Genomic DNA, 22,397 nt, shown 5'->3' on the forward strand with positions numbered 1-22,397 from the left:
CTTCCGGCATCTCCTGCGTCACATCCAGGGGAAGATCGTGGTGATTCTGGACAATGCGGGTATCCATCGGGCGAAGATGGTTCAGGCGTTCGTGGAGATCCACGAACGCCTGTCGTTGGTGTACTTGCCACCGTACGCGCCAGAGCTCAATCCAATTGAGCTCGTGTGGGCGTACGTCAAACGAAATGTGTTGGGGAATTTCTGTGCCCGTTCGGTCACCGTCCTCAAGGAGAAACTGGTCGGTGCCTGGCAGCGCGTCAGATACATCCAGTTGCCGCGCCGCTTGATGGACTCTAATTTATGCCGCGATCAATAGAACCAGAGTGATTGTTTAGAAAGAGTGGCGCGCTAGCATGCGTCAAGGTTCTCATGCATCCTCATCTGCCGATCTCCCTTCCTGAACGACGAGGGGTCAGCGCTGCCTTGGCTGTGCCGGGTCTCCTGCTGACCGCAGTGGCAGGGGTGGTGCAGGCGCTGGGGCCGGTGGTGTCGGCGCGGCTGTTCGTGGCGGGCGAGAACGGCAGCCTGGTCCTGTCTGCCGCTCCGCCCAGTGCGCTGGCCGCCCAGGAGGGGGCTGGGGCTGGGGCTGAGTCCATTGTGACCACGCCGCTGGACCTGTGCCGCCACGACGCCGAACTGGTGGCGCGGCGGCCCACCGAGTCCGGACGGTTGTTCGACGCCCGCAAGTTCTACGCGGCGTTGCTGGACCCCCCCGCTGCCCAGATGCTGGCCGGGGCGGTGCATCCGCAGGCCCGCGCGTGTCTGGCGGTGCCGGTGGCTGCGGCAGGGACGGTAGACACGGCAGGGACACTGCGTGGCGCGCTGCATCTGGACCTCATCCTGCCAGAAGATGCGCCCCTGCCCGCGCCGCTGCTGGCGCTGGCCCACGCGCAGGCCGCGCTGCTGGCGGCGGCACTGGAGCGGCTGGAGCTGGACCGTGCTCTGGACGCCGCACAGTGCGAGGTCAAACTGCTGGAGCGGGCCTGGCAGGCGGTGGCGCACTCGGGCAGCCAGGACGAGCTGTTCGGGCAGATCACCGGGGCGGTTCATGAGCTGCTCGGGGCCGAGCATGTGGGCATCGGCCTGCTGGAGGGCGACGTGCTGGTGCTGCGGCATCAGGCCGGACAGGGGGTCTGGGTCACCAGCCACCCGGTCAGTGCGGGCGTCGCCGGACGGGTGGCCCGCAGCGGGCGGCCCGTGCTGGTGGCCGACGTGGGCCAGGACCCCGATTACGTCTCCATGTTGCCGGGGGTGATCAGCGAGATCTGCGTGCCGCTGCTGGACGGCGCGCGGGTGGTGGGCGTGCTGAACGTGGAGTGCGAGTCGCGGCACCTGGGCGCGCAGGACCTGCGTCCACTGGCGGCGCTGGGCACCTGGCTGGGGCAGGCCATGGAGCGCGAGCGTCTGCACGCCGACACCGAGCGCCAGCGCCGGGCGCTGGACCTGCTGCACCGCCTGCGGACCTCGTTCGGCAGCGGTCTGGACACGGCCCAGAGCATCCGGGCGGTGACCTGGGGCCTGCGCGAGACCTTCGGGTACTCGCACGTCAGCGTGTACCTGCTCAGCGGGGGCGTGCTGATCATGCAAGACCAGGTGGGCTACGCCGCCGTGATCCGGCGATTGCCGGTGGACCAGGGCGTGATGGGCCGGACCTGCCGCACCGCCCAGACCCAGTGGGTCCAGGACCTGGGCGATGACCCGGACGCGGTGGTGGCCATGCACGGCATCAATTCGGAAGTGTGCGTGCCGCTGCTGCGGGGCCACGAGGTGATCGGCGTGCTGAACGTCGAGACTTTTGGCGACGCCGAGCCGCTGCGCGAGTGGGACGCCCACGTCATCGCCTCGGTGGGCGGATACCTGCAACAGGTGCTGGAACGTTCCTGGCTGCACGCGCAGGTCAGGGAGCGTGAGGCCCGCTACCGCCTGCTGGCCGAGTACACCAACGATCTGGTGTGTCTGCACCGGCCCGGCGGCGACTTCAGCTATGTCAGCCCCAGCGTCCACGCGCTGCTGGGCTATTCGGCCTCCGAGTTGCTGGAAACCTCGCCCGCCGCCCTGATGCACCCGGAGGACCGGGCCAGCCTGCATGACCTCGACCGGCAGTTGGGTCAGCCCAGGCTGGTGCGGGTGCGCCACCGGGCGGGCCATTACCTGTGCCTTGAAGTTAGCGCCAGCCGCATTGAGCGGGCAGAGGCCAGGCCGGGAGAAGGTCCGGTGGAAAGCACCGTGCCGGGGGAAAGCGCGGTCCAGTACCTGTCCTCCTCGCGGGACGTCACGGCGCGTCAGCAGGCCGAGGCGCGGCTGTTGTGGGCCGCCACGCACGATTCCCTGACCCGGCTGCACAACCGCGACCGCCTGTACAGCGCGCTGGAGGAACAGATGGCGCTGGCCTGCCAGACCGGGCAGCCGTCCTACGCGGTGCTGTATCTGGACATGGACCGCTTCAAGGTCATCAACGACAGCCTGGGCCACACCGCCGGGGACGCGTTGCTCCAGGCCTTTGCCGAGCGCCTCAGCGCCTGCATGGACGGCGCGCTGGTGGCCCGCCTGGGCGGCGACGAGTTCGCCGTGCTGATGTGTGACCTGCCGCCGGGCGATCTGACGCGGGTGGACCTCTCACGGGTGGAGGCCGCCGCCGCCCGCCTTCAGGCCGAACTGCTCGCGCCGTTCACGGTCCAGGGCCGCGCGGTCCAGGTCAGCGTCAGCATCGGCGTCGCGCCGGGCGAGCTGCACCACCGGATGCCCGCCGACATCCTGCGCGACGCGGACCTGAGCATGTACCGCGCCAAGCGCGACCCGGCCCACCCGGTGATCACCTTCCGGCCCGAGATGCACGCAGCCGCCCTGCGCCAGCTCCAGATCGAGGCGGACCTGCCGCAGGCGGCCCGGCGCGGCCAGATGCGGCTGGTCTATCAGCCCATCGCGGACCTGGAGTCCGGCGAGACCGTCGGCTACGAGGCCCTGCTGCGCTGGCAGCACCCGCACCTGGGAGCCGTGTCCCCGGACGAGTTCATCCCGCTGGCCGAGGAACTGGAGATCATCTCCGAGCTGGGGGCCTTTGTGCTGGAGACCGCCTGCCGCACCTTTCAGGCCGCAGCGGTGGGCGGTGCGGCTGACCTGGCCGCCCGGCCCCCGGCCTTGCAGGTCAACGTGTCCACCCGCCAGTTCCTGCGTTCCGGCTTCGCACAGGCGGTGCGCCGCATTCTGGAGGACAGCGGTTTTCCCGCTGGGCGGTTGAACCTGGAAATCACCGAGAGCGCCCTGATCGTGGACATCGACGAGGCCGCCCGCACCCTGACCGAACTGCGCGGGCTGGGCGTCAGGATTCACATTGACGACTTCGGCACCGGGCATTCCAGCCTGGCCTTTTTGCACCGTTTTCCGGTGGACGGCCTGAAGATCGACCGGGCCTTTATCGCCCGGCTGGGCGAGGACGCGGTGAGCGCCAAGGTGGTCCAGACGGTGCTGCTGCTGGCCCGCACCCTGGACGTGGACGTGATCGCCGAGGGCATCGAGACCCAGATGCAGCGCGGCCACCTGATCCGCTTGGGCTGCCGCTGGGGCCAGGGCCACCTGTTCTCCCGCCCCCTGGAAACTGGCGCGACGCTGGAACGGTTGCGGGCCACGCCAGGGGCGCTGGCTGCGCCGCAGGACTGAACCGGGGCGGGTTTCAGCGCGCCTGCAAATTGAAATTCCACTCGAACGAGCGGCCCCACGGCGAGCTGGCGGTGTTCAGCAGGTACTCGTTGCCGATTCGCAGCGGGAAATAGGTCTGGGCGAGCCGCAGCAACTCGGCCTGCCCCTGCGGCGTGTCCAGTTCCCTTTCCGGCACCGCCCCGCGAAGTTGCGCCCGCAGTTCGGTGCTGTAGATCACGTCGTTGGCGTACTCGCGGGCCAGCAGGGCGTCCTGCCGCGTGGGATCGGGGCCGTTCAGGCTCAGCTTGGCGTGGGCCAGCGCCGCGCCCAGATTGTTGCCGGGGGTGCCCCAGGCCGCCAGCGCCCGCAGATTGGCGTGCTGGCGCAGGGTGGTCAGATCGGCCCACAGCCGCGAGTTGCCCAGATTGACCTTTTCCACGTCTGCCAGCGCCACCGGCCCGCGCCGCAGCAACGCGCTGACGCGCAGGGCGGCCTGGCGCGCGTCGCCGCCGTTAAAGACATAGAGGGTCAGGTCCGCCTTCCCCTCCTCCGTGACCGCGAAGCCGCTGCCCGCCGCGTGGTTGGCCGCGCTCCGGGTCAGGGGAATGCCCTCGTACTTGATGACCTGCTGCGCCGCCAGCGGATCGCTGTACTCGACATGAACAGTTTTTTCCTGCGGGGCCAGGGCGCGGGCCACCAGCATGGACAGCACCTCGTCCGCGCCGGGGTAAACGCGCACGCTGGTCAAGCCTCTGTCCGCCGCCTCCTGCGCCAGCGCCGCGCCCTCCGCCGGGGCCGGGCTGCCGGGCAGGGCGTCGTCCCAGGTAATGTCCAGCCCGGCAAAGACGCCCGTCCCTGCCCAGTCCAGCATGGCCCGTACCACCGCCAGGTTGCGCGCCCGGGCCGTGGCATCCGGCTCGCGCGGCAGGGTGATGAAGGCATAGATGGGCTGGCCCGTCCGCGCGCGCCACTCGCGCAGGGGTTCCAGCCGCGCCAGCGCCTGCGCAGTCGTCAGCGGACTGCGGCGCGACTGCACCAGCCCGCCGTAGGCCAGCGCATCCAGCGCGGCGATCAGTGGTCCATCTGCGGGCTGGGTGTTCAGCCACGCGGCCAGCAGCGCCGGATTGGCCTCCTGCGCGGCGTTGCCCAGCAGCGCGGCGGGCGGCACGTGGGGGGTGCCGCCGCCCAAACCCGCAATGAGGGCGGGCAGCACCCGTGTCGCCGGACGCGAATCCAGTGGCAGCAGCGTCTGTGCCCCGGCCTGGGCGGCAAAAAGGAATGAGACAAGGAGGACAGGGCGCAGCATCGGCGTCAGGCTAACGGGTAGGAATGAGAGGGAAGGACGAGAGGGAAGAGCGGTGGTTAATCCCCTCTGCTGAAGATTTCTGACCTCAATTGTGGCAGCAAGGGAGAGTGCGATCAGGAACATTTCTGCCCCCCGACACGAAGCCCGAGCTGCACCCGTCACCCCAGCAGCGCTATTTCCGCACCTCGAAGGTCAGCCGCTGCACCAGGCCCTGGTCCCGCCGGGTGGCCGCCTTCAAGCTCACCTGTCCGGCAGCCGTCTGACCGGGCACGCCGGGCAGATAAACCGTGTACAGACGCGCGGACATGCCGCGCACCACGAAGACGCTGGCCTTATACAGCGCCCGCCATCACGCAGATGGCCCTTTCGGGACAGCGGCTGTCAGTAAAGCGCAGCAGGGTGATTTTCGTGCCGCTGACGGTTATGGATTGGCCAGGTGCCAGGCTCACGGACGCGGCGGAGGCAGCCGGCAGGGCCGCGAGCGTCAGCGTCAGCAGCACTGTCTTGAACATGCTCCCCACTATGCGGCCCGGCGGGTCCGGGTTGCCCCTTAGCCCAGCAGACCGGGCAGCTCGTCTTCCACGCTGGCCAGGGCGCGGAACTGGGTGGCCTTGTCGCGCAGGCCCATCTGCTCATAGCAGCCCGAGAGCTTGAGGGCAAAGAACTGCACCGCCTGACAGTCCTCGCGGCACTCGGCGGCCTCCAGACAGGCCCGGTAGTGCTGCACCGCCAGGTGGTACTGGGCCGCCCCGACGGCCTGTTCGGCGCGGCAGTGGCTCATGCGCAGGGACACGATGTCGTTAAGTACCCGGCTCACGGCGGTCATGCCTGGCAGTTTAAGCAGGGGAGGGACCATCTGAATGAAAGATGAATCGGATTTCAGCCTATGAAATGTGCGTGTTCAACGTTGTTTCTTGGCTGTGGGCTAAATGTCTCGGGTCCATTTCTGCTGTGGCTGTACTGGACTGAGTACAAGGAGCGCGGTCCTCCAGCAGAGTGTGTTGCTGAAAAGCCGCATGGTCAGGCAAAGCTGTGATCCGCTCAGGTGAGGATGGGTGTGAAGATCGCCTACACCGTGCGGGCACGCGCGCTCAAGGCGGGCAGATTCACGTCCACCAGCCGGACTTTCAGCGCGGTTCCCACCTGCGCGGGCGTGCTGAGGGGCAGGTCATAGGCCAGCTCGGGAAGCAGCAGGGTGGCCTGCGGTCCCCGGCGGTCCACCACCACCGCCGCCCACTCGCGCTCCGGCTGGGCGGCGGCGAAGCGCAGGGTGTGGTGCTTGCGGCTCAGGCGCTCGGCCTGGCGGGTGGCGTCGGCGTTCAGCGTGGCCTGGGCGATGTGGGCGGCCACGGTCTTGCCGTCCAGCGGCTCCCGGCCCGTCAGCGCGGCCCGGAGCTGCTGGTGCACCACCAGATCCAGGTAACGCCGCATGGGGCTGGTGGCCTGGGCGTACAGGTCCAGACCCATGCCCGAATGCGGTCCGGGCGACGGCTGAAAGCGCGTGCGGGCCAGCGTCCTGCGCCGTGCCCACTGCACGCCCAGCCCCTCGCCCCGCACCTCGCGGCTGGGATCGGCCTGGGTGGCGAACGGCAGCGGGATGTCGTGATCGTCGGCATAGATCGCGGCGGCCCAGCCTGCCAGCGTCATGCACTCCTGCACCACGAAGCGCATCTCCGGCCTGGGCAGCGGCGTCACGGTTGCGCCGTGCTCGTCGGCCTTGATCCGCACCTCGGGCAAGTCGATAGACAGCGCGCCCTCGGAATCGCGCAGCTCCTTGCTGGCGCGGGCCAGCCCTGCCAGCGTCACGAAGGGTTCCTCGCCCGCCTCCAGCTTTTCCTGCGCGCCCAGGTAGGTCAGCCGCGACACCCGCACGGTGGTCAGCGCCACGTCCACGGCGTCGGCGTTGCCGTCGGCGTCCAGGTCCAGCGAGATCGACAGCGCGGGCATGGTGTCGTGCAGGCCCAGTCCGGTCTTCTCAATCAGGGCGTCGGGCAGCATGCCAATCGTCTGGTCCGGCAGGTACAGGGTTGCGCCGCGTGCGCGGGCCTCCAGGTCCAGTGCACTTTCCGGCGGCACCAGCGCGGCCACGTCCGCCACATGCACCCACAGGCGGGTCAGGCCGCCGTCCAGCGCCTCGATTCCAATGGCGTCGTCGGGGTCGCGGTTGCCCTCGTCGTCGATGGCGTAGGCCATCAGGTGGCTCAGGTCCAGCCGCTGCTCATCTGCGAAGTCCGGCACGTCCAGCGTCAGGTGGGTCAGCGCCGCGCCCAGACGGTCTGCATACGGTGTCCTGGCCCCGTTCCAGATGCCCAGGCGCAGCAGCAGCGTGTGGGCCGATTCCGGCGTCTCGGGCAGGCTCAGTTCGTGCAGGGTGCGGCTCTTTTCTGCCTTGCCGCGCGCCAGCAGTTCCACTTCGGTGCGCTGGGCCGGGGTGAGTTCGGGCAATGTCATGGCACCCAGGATAGGGGAGAGGTAGGAGGGGGCAGGCTGTGGAGCCGATTGTTGGCGGCGGATCGCTGAATAGAAGATCGAGTTTTCTATTAGATTTTAAATAGAAATATCCTCCTCTGAAATTTCCCGTCCAAGACGCAAAAATTCGATGGCGGGATCAAAAAAATTTAAAACCCATCTTGACAATCAGTGATTTCTGTGTTTCTATTCTCTTCAAGGAGACGGATATGAATGAACAGCAATCGCCCGCCGAGGATTTCCGTTCGCAGGTGCAGCGTCTGGTGGCCGAGGGCAAACTCACCGCCGAGGAAGCGGCTGGACTGCTGGAAAGCACCCCCGCCGACGCGCCGGAAGCCGTGATGCCCACCGCCCAGCAGGACAGCTCCGAAGGCATTCCCCCGGACCTGACGCTCAAGGTCAGCGGCTATACCCTGACCGTGCTGCACGACCCGTCTGTGGACGCGCCGCACCTGAGCGCCAACGAGGACGGCGTGTTGCGCCTGGCCGGTACGCCGAAAGGCTGGCAGGTTCAGCGCGTGGACCACTTCGGGGGTCACTGGGGCAGCGTCAAGGCCATCCTCTCTATGCCCTTCATGCCCCGGCATGTGCGGGCCACCGTCGAGGGCGGCAACCTGACCCTGCCTGATCTGGGCGGCGAGATGCAGGCCGACGTCAACGGCGGCAACATCCGCATGGGCCGCGCCGCCAGCCTCAAGGCCGAGGTCAACGGCGGCAACCTGACTGCCACGGAACTGGACGGTCCCACGCACCTGGGCATCAACGGCGGCAACCTGTCGCTGACCGGCGCGTACAGCCTGAACGCCAGCGTCAACGGCGGCAATCTCAAGTGGGCCGGGGTGCTGTCGGGCGGCGATCACCGCCTGGAAGTCAACGCCGGAAACGCCACCCTGCACCTGCTTTCCGGCAGCAGCCTGCGCGTGGACGCCGACGTGACCGTGGGCGCATTCAAGGCCGACTTCCCCACCCGCAAGAGCGGCGGCTTCATGAATACGCGCCACGCCGGGCAACTGGGCAGCGGCGAGGCCTATCTGTCCTGCAAGGTGGCCGCCGGACAGGTCAAGCTGCTGACGGGGGATTCGAGATGAGCGTCTCGTCTTCTCCCCACACGGCCCGCTCCGCGAAGGGCTACCGCGTGATCCGCCCGGCCCGGCAGCCCGTCGTCGAAGCGCCCAGACCTGGACTGTTTAGACGGCTCTGGCAGCGTCTATGTGCCCTGTGGCAAGTCACGCCCGGGCAGTGGCACGCCTGGCAAGCGAACCGGAAAGCCGCGTCGGGCGGCGACGGCCTGCGTGTGCTGATGCTGTCGAATGGACATCTCGCCCTGATCCCGCCGCTGGATGTATCAACCACGCACCGCCGTCCCGCGCAGCCGGATCTGCCGTGACCACTCACTTGGAGGATGACTTATGAAAGAGAAGGTGAAACGCATCCTCGATCTGGTGCGCGCGGGTCGCCTGAATCTGGAGGACGCCGGGCCACTGCTGGCCGCCCTGAGCGCCAAGCTGGCCCTGACCGACAGTGACCGCGAACTGATCGACTCGCTGCTGGGGCGCGACGAGCTGGACACCGGGCAGGTGGCCGAACATCTGCTGCTGCTGCGCGGTGTGCGCGATGTGCCGCCCGCACCTCCCCGTCCGCCCCCGCCCCCCGGAGGCTTTGGCAGTGAGGGCGATGGCGATGGGCGCGGGCCAGCCTGGACCTGGGACGGCGGCAACCGCCCCCGCCCGGGCAGAGGAGGACTGGAGGGCATGGTGGACCGGATTACCGAGAGTGTGGAACGTGCCGTGGAAAACGTGGTGGAGGGCAAGAAGCCCCAGTACGAGTATCAGTATCAGTACGACGCCTCGCGCCCGGCCTCGGCCCGTATCCTGCGAATTCAGGTGGAATCCTCGGCGGGCGACGAGTACAGCGCCAATCTGCCGGTCAGCCTCGCGCCGCACCTGCACAAGCTGATTCCGCCGCACGGCCTGCGCGCGCTGGAAAGTGCCGGATTCAGCCTGGAAACCCTGCAACTGCTGATCGAATCCGATCCACCCCCCGGCGAGCTGATCAGCGCCGAGGACAGCGCGGGCAACGAGGTCCACATCTCGCTGAAATGATCCCGTGTTGCGCTGATTCCCGAACATCCGGTGGGATTGCCGGACATTCGGGAGTTGCCGCAAGACGGTATTTTTTGCCACCCGCTCCGCTCGGATTCGTCTTTGACTCGTCGCAATCTGATCTCAGGGAGTGGGCTGGGATGCCTGGATTCCCCGCCCCTCACCGCTTCCTCTCGCAACATTTGCCGGAGGCGTCGTCATGCCGGGTGCAGCGGGGGCCGTTCCAGCCCCACCCTGAAATCTCTCGAACCCGTTGTTCGTTCCACGCCATCAAGCCCAGCCTGGGCATCTGCCACAATCACGCCATGCCTGACCCCGCCGCCGGAACGCGTTTTGCCGTCTATCTGTGTCCGCCTGCCGGATCGGCGCTGTCCCGCATGGGGTCTGGACTGCTGGGCTTCGACGTGCGCGCGGGCCAGCCGGTGGCCCTGCCCGCCTTCCTGCGCCCCGGGTGGCAGGCCGACGCAGGGCCGTTCGGCTTTCATTTAACAGTGGTGGAGGGCTTTTTCACCGATCCGGCGTGGTGGCCCGACATCGAGGCCGAGGCGCGGGCCTGTGTGGCCTGCCTCTCGCCGGACGCGGAGTTGGCGTTAACGAATGGGCGCATTGCTGTGTGGGACGACGGCGAAACGTGGGTGCTGCGGCTGGACGCCTCCCCGGCGTTGCTGGTGGCACACACGCTGCTGCTGTCGCGCCTCTCGCGTTTTGTGACCGCCTCGCCCTTTGCCGGGCAGGTGGCCCAGGGGCTGTACGCCCGTCCCTTCGAGGGGGTCCGTATGTCGCTGCTGCACACGCCGCGCGGGCTGGACACCTGGCAGCCGCATTTCACACTGGTGCAGCCCTACGGCGGGAATGATCCGCAGGCGCTGCGCCGCGAGTTGCAGGCGTGTATCCAGCCCTTTACCACGCAGAGTTACGCTGCCCTGACCCTGTTCGAGAAGCCGGAGGGCGAGGAGCGCTGGCGGGTGCGTGCCGAGTTGCCCCTGGGGAGGGATTGATGGAGACAGGGACTGGGTCTGCCCCCATACCCGTGCCGTCTCCGTTTCCCCCTAGACTCTGAAACGTGACGAACACAGGGGCGAAGCAGGGGCCGATGACGGTGACGGTGGCGACGGGAAATGCCGGAAAGGTGCGCGAGATCGCGGCGGCGCTGGCTGATCTGGACTGGGAACTGCGGCCCTTGCAGGGCGTGCCCATGCCCGAGGAAACCGGGGCCACCTACGAGGAAAACGCCGCCCTGAAAGCCTGCACGGTGGCGCTGGTGACCCGCACCGCCGCCCTGGCCGACGACAGCGGCATCGAGGTGGAGGCCCTGAACGGCGAACCCGGCATTTACAGCGCCCGTTTCGGGGGCCTGGGCAGCGATCTGGAGCGCAACCTGTATCTGCTGGAAAAACTGCGCGGGCACGCCAATCGCCGCGCCAAATTTGTCTCGGTGGTGATCCTGGCCCAGCCCAGCGGGCAGGTGGAGACCTACCGGGGCGAGCTGTCCGGCACCCTGCTGGAGGCTCCGCGCGGAGAGGGCGGCTTCGGCTACGATCCCCTGTTCGTCCCCGACGGCCAGACCCGTACCCTGGCCGAGATGAGCGTGGCCGAGAAACAGGCCATCAGCCACCGGGGCAAAGCACTCGCGGCCCTCAAAACGGCCAAGCGCGGGAATTGAATCTCGTTAAGCCGTTTCCACCCGCGTTTCCACGGTGATCTCGCTGTTCAGGCTGGCGGCCACCGAGCAGTATTTTTCGTGGCTCAGGCTGGCAGCGCGCTCCAGGGCCTCGGCGCTGATGCCCTCGCCCCCCGCTATGTGGCGCACGGTGATGTGGGTGTAGCGTTTGGGGTCCGTGTCGGCCCGCGTGCCCTCCACCTCGATGCGGTAACTCGCCAGCGGCGTGCGGCGTTTTTTCATGACTTCTACGACGTCGTAGGCCGTGCAGGTCGCCAGCGCGCCCAGCAGCGCCTCCATCGGGGAGACGCCGATCTTGGTGGCGCTGTTGTCGATCAGCAACTGGTGTCCGCTCTCACTGACGCCCAGATAGCGCTGCTCGCCCAGCCAGGTCACCTGAAGCGTTTTCTTGGGGGTAGAGGTCATGCGGACAGGCTAGAGCATCGGCGGCGGATCACGCGAAACCGTCCGGGATCTGGGGTCCCGGACGGCTTCCTGCCAACGTCTCTTTGGCGCTTAGCTGAAGTCCAGCAGGCTGCGCCCGTCCTTCTCGCGGTCCTCGGCCACCTTCCCCAGAATGAAGAAGGTGGGTGCCCAGTGGCCCAGGAACAGGCCGTCGCGCTCCTTGCTGTCCTGTTCCTGGCCGTCCTTGGTCTTGCCGCGCAGGAAGTTGATGGCCGAGAGGATGATCGAGGCGTAACCGAGGATGTACAGCACATTGGAAGTTTTCATAGCGGTCACTGTCTCCTGCGGGCCTGCTCCGGATGGTGGCTTTTCCCCTAATCTCAGCGCTGGATGGAGGTTGTTCCAGCAATTCATGAACATCTGCTAACGGCGCATCAGCAGCAGGATCTATGGTCTCGGACGACGTCCAACACCTCGATTTCTCCCCGGTTGCCCTTCACCGTTCCTCCGTCGACTCCTCCGTCAACAACGTAAGCCCGGAAGCAGTCTCAGCCACGGTTTAACCAAGTGATCCACCACCTTCATGTCGCCCGTGTCTCTTTAGGCATGGCTTTTCTCAACTCAAAACACGCGGCCCTCTATGGCGGCCTGCTGACCCTGGCCCTCGGCTCCTGCGCGGTGGTCCAGCGCCCCGACACCGACAAGCCCAATGCCGGACTGACCCTGCCGGCGGGTTTTCAGGCCGACCTGTACGCCCAGGACCTCGGCAAGCCCCGCCTGATGGCCTTCGCGCCCAGCGGTGACCTGTTCGTGGCCGATCAGGGCAAGGACCCCGGCACCGGACGCGTACTGGTCCTGCCGGACCGCGATAAGAACGGCGTTCTGGACAGCGCGCAGACTTACCTGTCCGGCCTGAACCAGCCCAACAGCCTGGCCTTTCATGGCGGCTTTCTGTATGTCGCGAACACCGATGGCGTGGTCCGCATGCCGTACAAGGATGGCGACTTGAAACCGGGAGCTGCCCCCGAGAAGATCATCGACCTGCCTGCCGGGGGACGCCACCACTCGCGCACCATCGTCTTTGGCCCGGACGGCAAGCTGTACGTGGCGACCGGCAGCACCTGCAACGTCTGTGAGGAAGAGGACCCACACCGCGCCACCGTCTGGATTTACGACGCCGACGGCAAGAATGGCCGCCCCTACGCCACCGGCCTGCGAAACGCAGTGGGGCTGGAATGGTTTGACGGCACCCTGTACGCCACCGCCAACGGGCGCGACATGGCCGGGAGCGACACCCCGCCCGAATCCTTTTTCCGCGTGATGGACGGCAAGAATTACGGCTGGCCGTACTGCTACCCCATGCAGGCAGGCGCGCCGCAGGTCTGGGATCAGGAGTTCGGCAAGAAGACCCCAGCGGTCTGCGAGGCGGCCCAGCCGTCGTTTGCCACCACCACCGCGCACGCCGCGCCGCTGGGTCAGGCCTTTTACACCGGCACGGCATTTCCCGCCGAGTACCGGGGGCAGATGTTCGTGGCCCTGCACGGCTCCTGGAACCGGCCCCAGAAGAGTGGCTACAGCGTCATCACCGTGGACCCCAAGACGGGCGCAACGAGGGACTTCATGACCGGGTTCCTGGGCGCGCTGGGCCTGTCCACCTCCGGGCGGCCCGCCGATGTCCAGATGGCCCCGGACGGCGCGCTCTTTGTCACCGACGACGGCAACGGCGTGATGTACCGGGTGACCTACAAGCAGCCCTGAGCCGTGGCCCCGGCACCTGACCTGGCACGGCGGGATGCTCTCCTGTCTCGTCTGGTGGGTGTGGCGTGGCCCCATCAGCCGTTCCTGGAGGTGCTGGCCCTGCCCCCAGACGCCGATCTGCTGGACATCGGCGCGGGGGAGGGGGCGCTGGTGCGCGAGTGGAGGCGGCGGTCAACCGGACGCACTGAGGGCATTGATCCCAGACCCGGTGCGGGGATACACCGGGGGAGGGCCGAGGCATTGCCGTACATGACCGGGGCATTCGACGCGGTTTTGCTGGTACGAACGCTGGCGCATCTGCCGGATGTCAGTGCAGCGCTGCTTGAAGCGTGGCGGGTGCTGCGCCCGGGCGGACGACTGGTGCTGGCGGCCCACGGCGCGGATCACCTGCGGGCGACATGGCACGCACTGGGCCGCCCAGCCGCTGATGGTGGCCCGGAAAACGCCTTGCGGGCGGCACTGGCTGAGGCCAGGCACCCTGCCCTGCGGCTGGATGTGCGGCGGCCTATCAGCGTCGCGGCAGCCGACGCGCGGGAGCTGGTGGACACTTATGGCCTGAGCGTCAGCGCGAACGGACAGCGCTTTCCCGAGCAGGACACGGCCCATCTCGCCGTCTACCTCGCCTACAAAACGAATTGAGGGTCAGTCCGTGACAGGCTTCCAGCCCCCCTCGCGCAGCGCCTATTTATCGAATTTGGCGTATCCGGCGGCGCTGCGGCGCTGTGCCCCGCGCGCGTAGTCCATCTGCATTTCCACCGTTTCGTGCTTGCCCTCGGTGAAGGTGGAATCGTGAATCCAGTAATTCAACCGGTCCTCGCCCAACTGGACCCACAACTTGTGGTCATCGTCAGCGTCGCGCCAGAAGGCGACGTGTTCGAAGCCATTGTTCTGCGCCCAGATCTGGATGTCGCCCAGCACGCGGGCGGACTTGGGGTGTGTCATCTGGAATTCCTGACCGTCGGATTCGTTGAGAAATTTAATGTCGGCCATAGTGTCCCCAGCGTACCTGAAAAGATCCGGCGTGCGGGCATGAATTGCCTCAACGCACCTTGAAACACCAGTCTTGCACTTCCTGCCAGCGCGGGACCGGGCGCTATCCTCGGCCCCGATGACGGTTCTCTCTGCCCCGCTGCCTGACCTGCCACTCAAGGTCACCACCCTGAACGTCAACGGCATCCGCAGCGCCCTGCGAAAGGGGCTGGCCGACTGGGCGGCGCGCGAAAGCCCCGACGTGCTGCTGCTTCAGGAAGTGCGCGCGCCGCCGATGCCCGACGCCCTGGCCCACCTGGGGTATCAGGGCGCGTGGTTTCCGGCGCAGAAGGCAGGCTACAGCGGCGTGGCGATTCTGGCCCGCCGTCCGCTGGAAGACCTGCGCGTGGGCATGGGCCACGCTGAGATGGACGCCGAGGGCCGCGTCCTGAGCGCCCGCATTGGCGGCGTGCGCTATGTCAGCGTGTACCTGCCCAGCGGCAGCAGCGGCGAGGCGCGGCAGTGCTTCAAGGACCGCGTGCTGGGCGACTTCCAGGACTTCACCGGGCGGCTGATTTCGGAAGGCGGACCCGTGATCATCGGCGGCGACTACAACGTGGCCCACCGGGAAATCGATCTGAAGAACTGGCGGTCCAACCGAGGCAACAGCGGCTTTTTGCCCCACGAGCGCGAGTGGATGAGCGCCCACCTGCAAAGCGGCCTGACCGACACCCACCGCGCCACCCTGGGAAGTGCAGCCGAATATACCTGGTGGAGCAACCGCGCCGGGGCCTATGCTAACAACGTCGGCTGGCGCATCGACTACCTGCTGTCGGCGGGCGTGCAATTGGGCGGCGTGCGGGTGGACAGAGAGGCGCGGCTGAGTGACCATGCGCCGCTGAGCGGGCGGCTGGAGGGAGGTTGAACCGCCCGGCTCATTGCTCCCGCAGAAAATCGAGCAACGCGGCAGTGAGTTCTGCGGGGGGGTCCTCGGCCAGGTGATGCCCGGAGTCGATGGCGTGGCCGCGCAGATGCGTGGTCCAGGGCCGCCACGCCAGACCGCCAGCACATCCCCGTATAGCTTGGCCAGATCGTCGCGCGACGACCACAGCACCAGCGTCGGACAGGTGACGCGGTGGCCTGCTGCCCGGTCTGCCGCGTCGTGGGCACGGTCAATGCCCAGCCCAGCACGGTCATCCTCGATTTGGGCACTGCTTCCCTACTTGCGGACGGGAGAAGGTGGCTCTCCCACCTGCTTCGCCTGCGCCATTCCCCCCAGGCCCCGCCGCTCCGCCGCGTACACCGCTAGCCCCGCTAGAATGCCCCAGAACGCCGCCCCGATGCCCAGCGGGGTAATGCCGCTCAGCGTGACCAGGATGATCATGGGGGCGGCCAGACTGCCCGGCTCCCCCCGGAATGCACCCTGAAGACTGCTGCCCATCGCGCCCAGCAGGGCGATTCCGGCCAGGGCCGCCAGCGTCTCAGCGGGCAGGATGCCCATCAGATGCACGAAGGTTCCGGCGAACAGGCCAAGGCCGATGTTGATGCCCCCGGCCCACACCGCCGCCGTGTAGCGCCGGGCAGGGTCCGGGTGCGCCTCCGGGCCGCTGACGATGTTGGCCAGCAGCGCGCCCAGCGTCAAGTTGTGGCAGCCGGCAAAGGCCGCACCCAGACTGGCGACGCCGCAGGTCCGCAGCACCGGCCCCGGCGCGGGTGCGTAGCCGTTGGTCTTCAGCACCCCGAAGCCCGGCACGAACTGCCCGGTAAAGGCCAGCAGCGTCAGCGGCAGCGCCAGATTCACCGTGGCATGCAGGCTGAACACCGGCACCACGAATTGCGGCTGCGTCAGCGCCAGGCTGATCGGCGCGGGATGCCACAGCCCCAGGCCCGCGCTGGCGGCCACGCCTACCACCAGCACGGCGGCCACCGCCCAGCGCGGTGAGATCTGCCGGATCAGGAAGTACGCCAGGATCATGGCCCCCACCAGCGCCGGCTGAAGGCCGAATGCCTGCGCCGCCTTGAAGCCAAAGGGCAGCAGAATCGCGGCGTTCAGCGCGGCGGCCAGATGCGGGGGAATGGCCCCCAGCGCCCGCGTGAGCGGCCCGAAGGTTCCCAGAATGAACACCAGTACGGCGGACGTGACGAAGGCCCCCACCGCCTCCGGAAAGGGAATGCCGGGCAGCGCAGTGACCAGAAACGCGATGCCGGGGGTGGACCAGGTACTCAGGACCGGCATGCGCGTCCGCAGACTGAGAAAGATGCTCGCCAGCCCGCTGAAAATGGCGTGCGCCCACAGCCACGACATGGCGACCGAGTCGCTCAGATGGGCCGCCTGCGCCACGCTGTAGACCAGCACGTTTGGCCCCGCCCAGCCGATGATCACGGCGATCAGTCCGGCCAGCACCGCGCTGGGCTGCGTGTCCTGCCAGAAGTTGCGCGGAGCGGGGGAGGCCAGCACGGGCGCGGTCATGGGGGTGATTGTGAGCCACCATTGGACTGCTGTCGAGTGTCAGAGGTATGGGAATTGGACTGCTTGTCTGGATAAAGGCGAGAAGTGGACTGCTTGTCTGGATAAAGGCGAGAAGTGGACTGCTATGCTGGGCTGATGGACGCCCCTCGCTGGTCTGCGCTGCTCTCTGGCTGGAGGGCTGGAAGTGGGTCTCGGTATGACCGGTTGGCCGAGGCCCTGCGCGTGGGTATTCGCAGCGGTCAGCTCCCACCATCCGAAGCCCTGCCGGCAGAGCGAGCGCTGGCCCAGTTGCTGGGCATCAGCCGCAGCACGGTGGTGGCCGCCTATGACACGCTGGCCGAGGGCGGCTGGATTACCCGCAGGCGTGGCAGCGGCACGCGGGTGGCCGCCACCGCGCCGCGTGGCGCGAACGTGCTGACCCTGCGAACCCCATCTGCCCTGCCCCACGGCGGCGACGAGTTCGACTTCACCATCGCCGTTCCCCTGCTGAACGACAGCCAGCGTCAGGAGATGCGTGGGGCCGCGCTGGACGCCTTCCAGGAATCGTTGTATTACCCGCACGGCCTGCCCGAACTCCGCGCCGTGCTGGCCGAAATCTACACGCGCGAGGGCCTGCCCACCACGCCGGAGATGGTACTGATCACCAGCGGCGCGCAGGGGGCGATTTCGCTGCTCGCAGGCGTCTTTCTGCGCCCACGGGACCAGGTGTTGCTGGAGACGCCCACCTACTTTGGAGCCATCGACGCCTTTCGTGCCGCAGGGGCCGAGACGGTGGGCGTCCCCGTGACAGCGCATGGGGTAGAGCCTGCCGCTCTCGCTCAGGCCCTCCAGCAGCACTCGCCACGCCTGGCCTTCCTGACCCCCACCTTCCAGAATCCAACGGGGACCGTCATGCCTGAGCGTGCCAGGGAAAAGGTTGCCACCGTTGTGGCCGACGCCGGGCTGCCCACCATCGAGGACGACACACTGATTGACTTGGGCTTTGAAGTTGAAGCGCCGCCGCGTATCGCCACCTTCGCTCCCGCCGCGCCGATCTTCAACGTCGGCTCATTGAGCAAGCTGTACTGGGCGGGGCTGCGGGTGGGCTGGCTGCGCGTGCCAGCGGCCCACGCGGGGCCGGTCGGTCAGGCCCGCACCCTCTCCGATTTCGGCAGCAGCCTGCCAGGGCAGCACATCGCGTTGCGGCTCTTGAAGGATCTGCCCCGGCTGCGACACGAGCGGCGTGAAGCCGTAACCGTCGCCCGCGACCTGCTGGCCGAACTGCTGCGCGCCCACCTGCCCGGGTGGCGCTTCACGGTGCCGGGCGGCGGACAGTTCCTGTGGGTGGAGTTACCCACCCGCCAGACCAGCGCCTTTACCCTCTGCGCGGCGCGTTACGGCGTGCGCCTGTTTCCCGGCGCGTCAATGGGTGTGACAGTGGGTATGGACGGCCTGCCCGACAGCTTTCTGCGCCTGCCCTTCACGCTGGACCCGTCCCGGCTGCCCGAAGCGGTGCAGCGCCTGAAGGCTGCCTGGGTCGAATTTCGGTCACGCCAGGGCGGCGAGCGGCTGGCCTGAGCATCAGTGCAGCAATCAGCGCAGAGGGTCTTCGGGGGCGCTCTCGGTCACGCGCACGTCGCCCTGGGGGTCCACCACCAGTTCCTCGCGGGCCAGGGTGGCGTCGAAGGTGCGGGTCTCGACGATCTGGCGCTTGCTGATACGAACCTGCTCGCTGACCACCACACGCTTCTCGACGCGGGCCTCCTCGCGGTAGACCAGCAGTTCGCGGCGCTCGCCAGCGGCCAGGGGCGCGCCGTCCAGCGTGATCGAGTGCGGGGTGCCTCCCGCGCCGGTCTCCAGATGCTCGATGATCAGCACCTCGGTGACCAGCTCGACGGGCATCTGCACGGTCTCGCGGCGGACCTCACGGGTAAAGACCACGCTGCCCGCCACCTCGCGCTCCTTCTCGACGATCAGGCGTTCCTCGCGCAGCTCAATAATGCCCTGGAGCTGGAGATCCCTGGCCTCCATTTCTTTTTCGGCGAGTGTCTGGGATACCGGTAAACTGTCGTTGCGTCGGTCTGTCATGTCAGCTCCTGCCCATCTGAGAAAAAAGGCGGGGCGACCTCCCTGAAGAAGTCGTCCCGCCCCGAGGACCTGGATCAGGCCTTGCGGTTCTTGTCGTCCATCATCGGCTTGCCGTCGGTGTCCAGACGCACGTCGCCGCTCTTGTTAACTTCCAGCACCTCGCGGCCCACGGTCTCGGTCACGGTCTGTGAGTCAGTCACCTCACGCTTGCCCACCGTGACTTCCTCGGTGACGAACGCCTGCTTGCTGACGTTGGCGCGCTCAGCCTCCAGATCAATACGCATGGTCTTGGAATCCGCGCCCAGCACCGCGCCCTCGACAGCACGCGCGTCGGTGACGGCGTGGCGCTCAATAACCACTTCCTCGCGCTTGAGGTCCACGTTCACGTTTTCCTGGTGGGTCTCGACGCGCTTGCCGACTTCCACGCTGCCGGCCACAAAACGGTCCTTGTTGACCATCAGGCGCTCTTCCAGCAGGCGCAGCTTGTCGGGGGTCTGGTACATGGCGTCGTCTTCGCGGTAGCCAGCCTTAGCGGCGTAATTGCTCTCGTCCACCTGGTAGTCCTTGTGGGCGGCGCGCAGCACGCGCTCATCGGATGCCTGGTCGTCGTCGCTGTACTCCTCACCCATGCGGTACTCGCGCATCTCCATGACCTGGTCTTTGGTCAGGTTGGTAAAGTGGACTTCCTCGCCCTCGAAGGTGGACATGCCCACCGGGACAACGACTTCCTTGCTGGAGAACCAGCCGCCCGCGTCCACGATCAGGTAGCGGATCTTGCCAGTTTCGGGTTCGGCCAGCGCGCCGCGAATGGTGCCGATCTTGTCGCCGTTCATGCCGTAGGCGGTCTGGCCGGTGGGATCGTGGTACTCGGTTCCAAGGACGTCGGAATGCTGCGAGGTAATGTCGGACAGAGTCATTAAACGGGCCATGTGGATCTCCTTTGCGTGAGTCGCCGTTTTGGTAACGGCTGGGCATTCAGTGAACGGACAGCGAACAGAGAACGGTGATGCCGTCTGTAACCTGCCTTCCGTTCGTGACGCCCATGCTGCCGCAGGGACGGGCCACAAAAATGGCAGCCAGCTAAAGGCGGCCCTTTGCAAGCCTTTACCCAATCCTGAGCGGACTCGCACCACCGTTACACCCACTTTAAAAAGGTTGTGCGGCGGTTCACATCGGGCGCGCCATGAGAGGGGCGGCAGGACACAGATGCCCGCCGCCCCTTCCACCGCCACCCGATCTCATGCAGCCTTGAACCCAGCTCAAAAAATCAAACTGAGATGAACAATTTCTTATGCCCCGTACTTGTTCAGCTTCATGGCATTCGCCATTAAGATCGGCATCAGGTCCGTGCCGGGGCGCAGGCCGAGGCTTCCTTTCTGGGCCTCTTCCTCGGTGTAGCGGGTAGTCAGGTCCTTGCGCCCGTGATCGCTGCGGACCAGCACCGGCACCGGGTGCCATGAGTGGCTGGACAGCTTGCTGGGCGTGCTGTGGTCCCCCACGATGCACAGCACGTCCGGCTTCAGCGCCAGAATGTCGGGCAGCAGCGCGTCGAACAGCTCGATCTTCTTGACCTTGGCCGCAAAATCGCCGTCCTCGGCGGTGCTGTCGGTCTTCTTGACATGGAAGAAGAAGAAGTCATACCTGTCCCAGTTCTCGGTCAGCACCCCCACCTTGCCGTCCAGCGCGTCTTCCTGGCCAGGCACGTCCAGCACGTCCATGCCCACCAGGCTCGCCAGCCCCTTGTACATGGGGTACGAGGCGATGCACGCAGCCCTGAGCTTGTAGGCGTCGTCGAAGCTGGGGAAATGCGGCACGTCGCTGTAGCCCCGGAACAGCACGCCGTTGACCTGGGCGTCGTCCTTCAGGAGGGCCTCGGCCCGCTCCACAAAGGCATTGACCAGTCCGGCGGTCTTGACGCTGGCGTCGTCGTGCGCCGTGGCCCTCAGCGGCTGCACCCCGGTGGCCTGCGGGTCCACGTCGCCCAGGTTCGCGCCCAGCACCTCGCCGCCCTGGGCGCGGAAGACCACCACGAAACGGTGCTCGGACTCGGTATAGATCTCCACCGGCACGCCATCGATCTCGGGAATGGCGGCCCCCAGCCGCGTCACGATCTCGGCGTTTTTCTCGTCGCTGGGGCGTCCGGCGCGGCGGTCTTCCACCACGCGGCCCGCGCCCAGCGTGGCGAAGTTGCCGCGCACGGCCACATCGCCCTTGTTCAGCTTGACGCCGATGCCCACAGCGCTCAGCGCCCCGCGCCCCACCACGTAATGCAGCGGATCGTAGCCAAACAGGCTCAGGTGGCCGGGGCCGCTGCCGGGGGTGATCCCCGCGCCCACCAGTTCCACCTGTCCCAACTGCGACTGCGCCGCCAGCGCGTCCAGATTGGGCGTCTTCGCCGTCGCCAGCTCGGTCTCACCGTTCACCGTCAGCGGCAGGCCGCCCACGCCGTCCAGCACCACCATCACGATCTTGCTCTCGGTCTTCTTGGACAGCCCACGGATCGTCTGCAACAGGTCACTCATGCCCCACAGTGTACGCCGGACACTAAATAGGGGGCAGCGGAAGGCGAGAGGAGATGTAGTGGAAGCGGATTTGCTGTTCCACTCCCTTTCACGGAGGTTGCAAGGCGTCCGGCTCAGGCTTTTGGGGACGTTTTTCTTTGCCAGGAAGAGCCTGAAAGACGGTGCTGGTCAACTTTACCGAAGTGGCCTCTGAAGGCCATCGGGCGCGCAGCGGACGGGCCTTACGCCGCTTGACGGAGCGGGGCGTACGAGCAGGAACGCCCGCCTCCCGTCTGCGAAGTCCACAAACTCCTGTCCAGTGCAGCGCCCCCTCCCCTGGAGAGGCAGGGGGAGCAGGCCGCCCAACACGACCTCAACCCAGCATCTGCCCCTGATCATCCAGCGCCGGATACGCCTCTCCCCGCTCCCGGTACATCGGAGCCAGCTCCGGGTACCCCCACTCGAAGGCCAGCCGCGCCAGCTCCTCTGGCGAGAGCTGGGGCGCGCCGTACAGCCCCGCCGCCAGCCGCTGCCGCTGCGCCTCGAACAGGATCGTCGCTGCCGCCACCGAGACGTTCAGGCTCGGCACCATGCCGAACATGGGGATGACGATGTTGCCGTCCGCCGCGTCCGCCGCCGCATCGGCCACGCCCCATTTTTCCGCGCCCAGCAGGACGCAGGTGGGGCGGGTGTAATCGGCCTCGCGGTAGTCCACGCTACGCTGCGACAGGTGGGTGGCGAGGACCTGCACGCCCTGGCCCTGCAATTCGCGCACCGCCCCCAGCGTGTCGGCGTGCATCTGCACCCGCACCCATTTGTGCGCGCTGCCGGAGGTGGCCTGGGAGGTGTTGCCCTCAAAGTCCAGCGGTTTGCCGCCCCCCGGCGGGACGGCGTGGGCAGTGAGCACCCCCACCGCGTCGCAGGTGCGGACGATGGCCGAGAGGTTGTGGGGCTTGTTGACCTGATCCATCAACACGGTCAGGGTGGGCTGGCGTTTGCTCAGCACCCGCAGAATCTTGGCGTAGCGCTCGGGGGTCATGGGGCCGAGGGTAGC

General features: G+C 67.2%; 24 protein-coding genes. 11 read left to right on the forward strand and 13 right to left on the reverse strand.

The window, feature by feature from the left end; all coding sequences use genetic code 11:
* Together Q322_RS0103370 and Q322_RS21510 are read left to right on the forward strand one after the other, a co-directional pair.
* Positions 1–316 (forward strand): transposase (locus Q322_RS0103370; RefSeq protein WP_034417459.1); only part of this gene is annotated, 316 nt, incomplete at its 5' end.
* 113 nt (positions 317–429) lie between these two features.
* Positions 430–3,657 (forward strand): EAL domain-containing protein, encoded by a 3,228-nt coding sequence (locus Q322_RS21510; protein WP_051668087.1) that lies wholly within the window; start codon positions 430–432, stop codon positions 3,655–3,657.
* Positions 3,658–3,670: 13 nt separating this feature from the next.
* On the opposite strand, the gene Q322_RS0103380 is transcribed toward Q322_RS21510, so the two are convergent.
* From Q322_RS0103380 to Q322_RS0103395, 5 genes are all read right to left on the reverse strand, one after another.
* A complete protein-coding gene (locus Q322_RS0103380; RefSeq protein ID WP_029475939.1) occupies positions 3,671–4,942 on the reverse strand; it encodes a DUF4127 family protein in 1,272 nt (423 codons plus the stop codon).
* A gap of 172 nt (positions 4,943–5,114) precedes the next feature.
* Positions 5,115–5,249, reverse strand: coding sequence for a hypothetical protein (locus Q322_RS24745; protein WP_281173609.1), 135 nt, complete (start codon positions 5,247–5,249; stop codon positions 5,115–5,117).
* Positions 5,250–5,274: 25 nt separating this feature from the next.
* Positions 5,275–5,454: a hypothetical protein gene (locus Q322_RS21515; RefSeq protein ID WP_051668089.1), complete on the reverse strand. Its 180-nt coding sequence runs from the start codon at positions 5,452–5,454 to the stop codon at positions 5,275–5,277.
* A gap of 38 nt (positions 5,455–5,492) precedes the next feature.
* Complete coding sequence (locus Q322_RS0103390; protein ID WP_029475941.1) at positions 5,493–5,768, reverse strand: hypothetical protein; 276 nt, start codon at positions 5,766–5,768, stop codon at positions 5,493–5,495.
* Positions 5,769–6,010: 242 nt separating this feature from the next.
* Positions 6,011–7,393 carry a ribonuclease catalytic domain-containing protein gene (locus Q322_RS0103395; protein ID WP_029475943.1) on the reverse strand — a complete coding sequence of 461 codons (1,383 nt, stop codon included), beginning with the start codon at positions 7,391–7,393 and terminating at the stop codon, positions 6,011–6,013.
* Between the two features lie 227 nt (positions 7,394–7,620).
* Between Q322_RS0103395 and Q322_RS0103400 the strand changes: the two genes are divergently transcribed.
* The 5 genes from Q322_RS0103400 (at position 7,621) to rdgB (ending at position 11,176) form a co-directional block, all read left to right on the forward strand.
* Positions 7,621–8,499, forward strand: coding sequence for a DUF4097 family beta strand repeat-containing protein (locus tag Q322_RS0103400; protein ID WP_029475945.1), 879 nt, complete (start codon positions 7,621–7,623; stop codon positions 8,497–8,499).
* On the forward strand, positions 8,496–8,798 hold the full coding sequence (locus Q322_RS23040) for a hypothetical protein (protein ID WP_156952858.1): 303 nt from the start codon (positions 8,496–8,498) through the stop codon (positions 8,796–8,798). The genes Q322_RS0103400 and Q322_RS23040 overlap by 4 nt, the downstream gene beginning before the upstream one ends.
* Before the next feature lie 22 nt (positions 8,799–8,820).
* Entirely contained in the window at positions 8,821–9,513 is a 693-nt protein-coding gene (locus Q322_RS0103405) for a hypothetical protein (RefSeq protein ID WP_029475947.1), read from the forward strand.
* Between the two features lie 305 nt (positions 9,514–9,818).
* On the forward strand, positions 9,819–10,511 hold the full coding sequence (locus Q322_RS0103410; RefSeq protein ID WP_029475949.1) for a hypothetical protein: 693 nt from the start codon (positions 9,819–9,821) through the stop codon (positions 10,509–10,511).
* Positions 10,512–10,606: 95 nt separating this feature from the next.
* Positions 10,607–11,176 carry an RdgB/HAM1 family non-canonical purine NTP pyrophosphatase gene (rdgB, locus tag Q322_RS0103415; protein ID WP_029475950.1) on the forward strand — a complete coding sequence of 190 codons (570 nt, stop codon included), beginning with the start codon at positions 10,607–10,609 and terminating at the stop codon, positions 11,174–11,176.
* Positions 11,177–11,182: 6 nt separating this feature from the next.
* Here the strand turns inward: rdgB and Q322_RS0103420 are convergent, their stop codons facing one another.
* Entirely contained in the window at positions 11,183–11,599 is a 417-nt protein-coding gene (locus Q322_RS0103420) for an OsmC family protein (protein ID WP_029475952.1), read from the reverse strand.
* A 90-nt stretch (positions 11,600–11,689) separates the two neighbouring features.
* A complete protein-coding gene (locus Q322_RS0103425; protein ID WP_029475954.1) occupies positions 11,690–11,905 on the reverse strand; it encodes a hypothetical protein in 216 nt (71 codons plus the stop codon).
* A 279-nt stretch (positions 11,906–12,184) separates the two neighbouring features.
* On the opposite strand from Q322_RS0103425, the gene Q322_RS0103430 reads away from it, so the two are divergent.
* Positions 12,185–13,336, forward strand: coding sequence for a PQQ-dependent sugar dehydrogenase (locus Q322_RS0103430; protein WP_084147763.1), 1,152 nt, complete (start codon positions 12,185–12,187; stop codon positions 13,334–13,336).
* A 3-nt stretch (positions 13,337–13,339) separates the two neighbouring features.
* Entirely contained in the window at positions 13,340–13,975 is a 636-nt protein-coding gene (locus Q322_RS0103435) for a class I SAM-dependent methyltransferase (protein ID WP_245593121.1), read from the forward strand.
* Positions 13,976–14,017: 42 nt separating this feature from the next.
* Here Q322_RS0103435 and Q322_RS0103440 read toward each other — a convergent pair whose 3' ends face one another.
* Positions 14,018–14,326: a hypothetical protein gene (locus Q322_RS0103440; RefSeq protein ID WP_029475960.1), complete on the reverse strand. Its 309-nt coding sequence runs from the start codon at positions 14,324–14,326 to the stop codon at positions 14,018–14,020.
* A gap of 118 nt (positions 14,327–14,444) precedes the next feature.
* Between Q322_RS0103440 and Q322_RS0103445 the strand changes: the two genes are divergently transcribed.
* A complete protein-coding gene (locus Q322_RS0103445; RefSeq protein ID WP_034417463.1) occupies positions 14,445–15,230 on the forward strand; it encodes an exodeoxyribonuclease III in 786 nt (261 codons plus the stop codon).
* A 294-nt stretch (positions 15,231–15,524) separates the two neighbouring features.
* Here Q322_RS0103445 and Q322_RS0103450 read toward each other — a convergent pair whose 3' ends face one another.
* The gene (locus tag Q322_RS0103450) at positions 15,525–16,775 is read right to left on the reverse strand and encodes a benzoate/H(+) symporter BenE family transporter (protein WP_029475964.1); all 1,251 of its coding nucleotides are present in this window, start codon (positions 16,773–16,775) and stop codon (positions 15,525–15,527) included.
* Positions 16,776–16,910: 135 nt separating this feature from the next.
* Here Q322_RS0103450 and Q322_RS0103455 point away from each other — a divergent pair, with 135 nt between their 5' ends.
* Entirely contained in the window at positions 16,911–18,332 is a 1,422-nt protein-coding gene (locus Q322_RS0103455; protein WP_029475966.1) for an aminotransferase-like domain-containing protein, read from the forward strand.
* A 15-nt stretch (positions 18,333–18,347) separates the two neighbouring features.
* Here the strand turns inward: Q322_RS0103455 and Q322_RS0103460 are convergent, their stop codons facing one another.
* The 4 genes from Q322_RS0103460 to trmH all read right to left on the reverse strand — a co-directional run bounded on the left by Q322_RS0103460 (position 18,348) and on the right by trmH (position 22,382).
* A complete protein-coding gene (locus Q322_RS0103460) occupies positions 18,348–18,842 on the reverse strand; it encodes a YsnF/AvaK domain-containing protein (RefSeq protein ID WP_034417465.1) in 495 nt (164 codons plus the stop codon).
* Between the two features lie 74 nt (positions 18,843–18,916).
* On the reverse strand, positions 18,917–19,771 hold the full coding sequence (locus Q322_RS0103465; protein WP_029475971.1) for a PRC and DUF2382 domain-containing protein: 855 nt from the start codon (positions 19,769–19,771) through the stop codon (positions 18,917–18,919).
* A gap of 360 nt (positions 19,772–20,131) precedes the next feature.
* Complete coding sequence (locus tag Q322_RS0103470) at positions 20,132–21,364, reverse strand: 2,3-bisphosphoglycerate-independent phosphoglycerate mutase (protein WP_029475974.1); 1,233 nt, start codon at positions 21,362–21,364, stop codon at positions 20,132–20,134.
* Between the two features lie 352 nt (positions 21,365–21,716).
* On the reverse strand, positions 21,717–22,382 hold the full coding sequence (trmH, locus tag Q322_RS0103475) for a tRNA (guanosine(18)-2'-O)-methyltransferase TrmH (RefSeq protein ID WP_029475976.1): 666 nt from the start codon (positions 22,380–22,382) through the stop codon (positions 21,717–21,719).
* Positions 22,383–22,397: the final 15 nt, after the last annotated feature.

This window comes from Deinococcus frigens DSM 12807, assembly GCF_000701425.1.
Lineage (GTDB): Bacteria > Deinococcota > Deinococci > Deinococcales > Deinococcaceae > Deinococcus > Deinococcus frigens.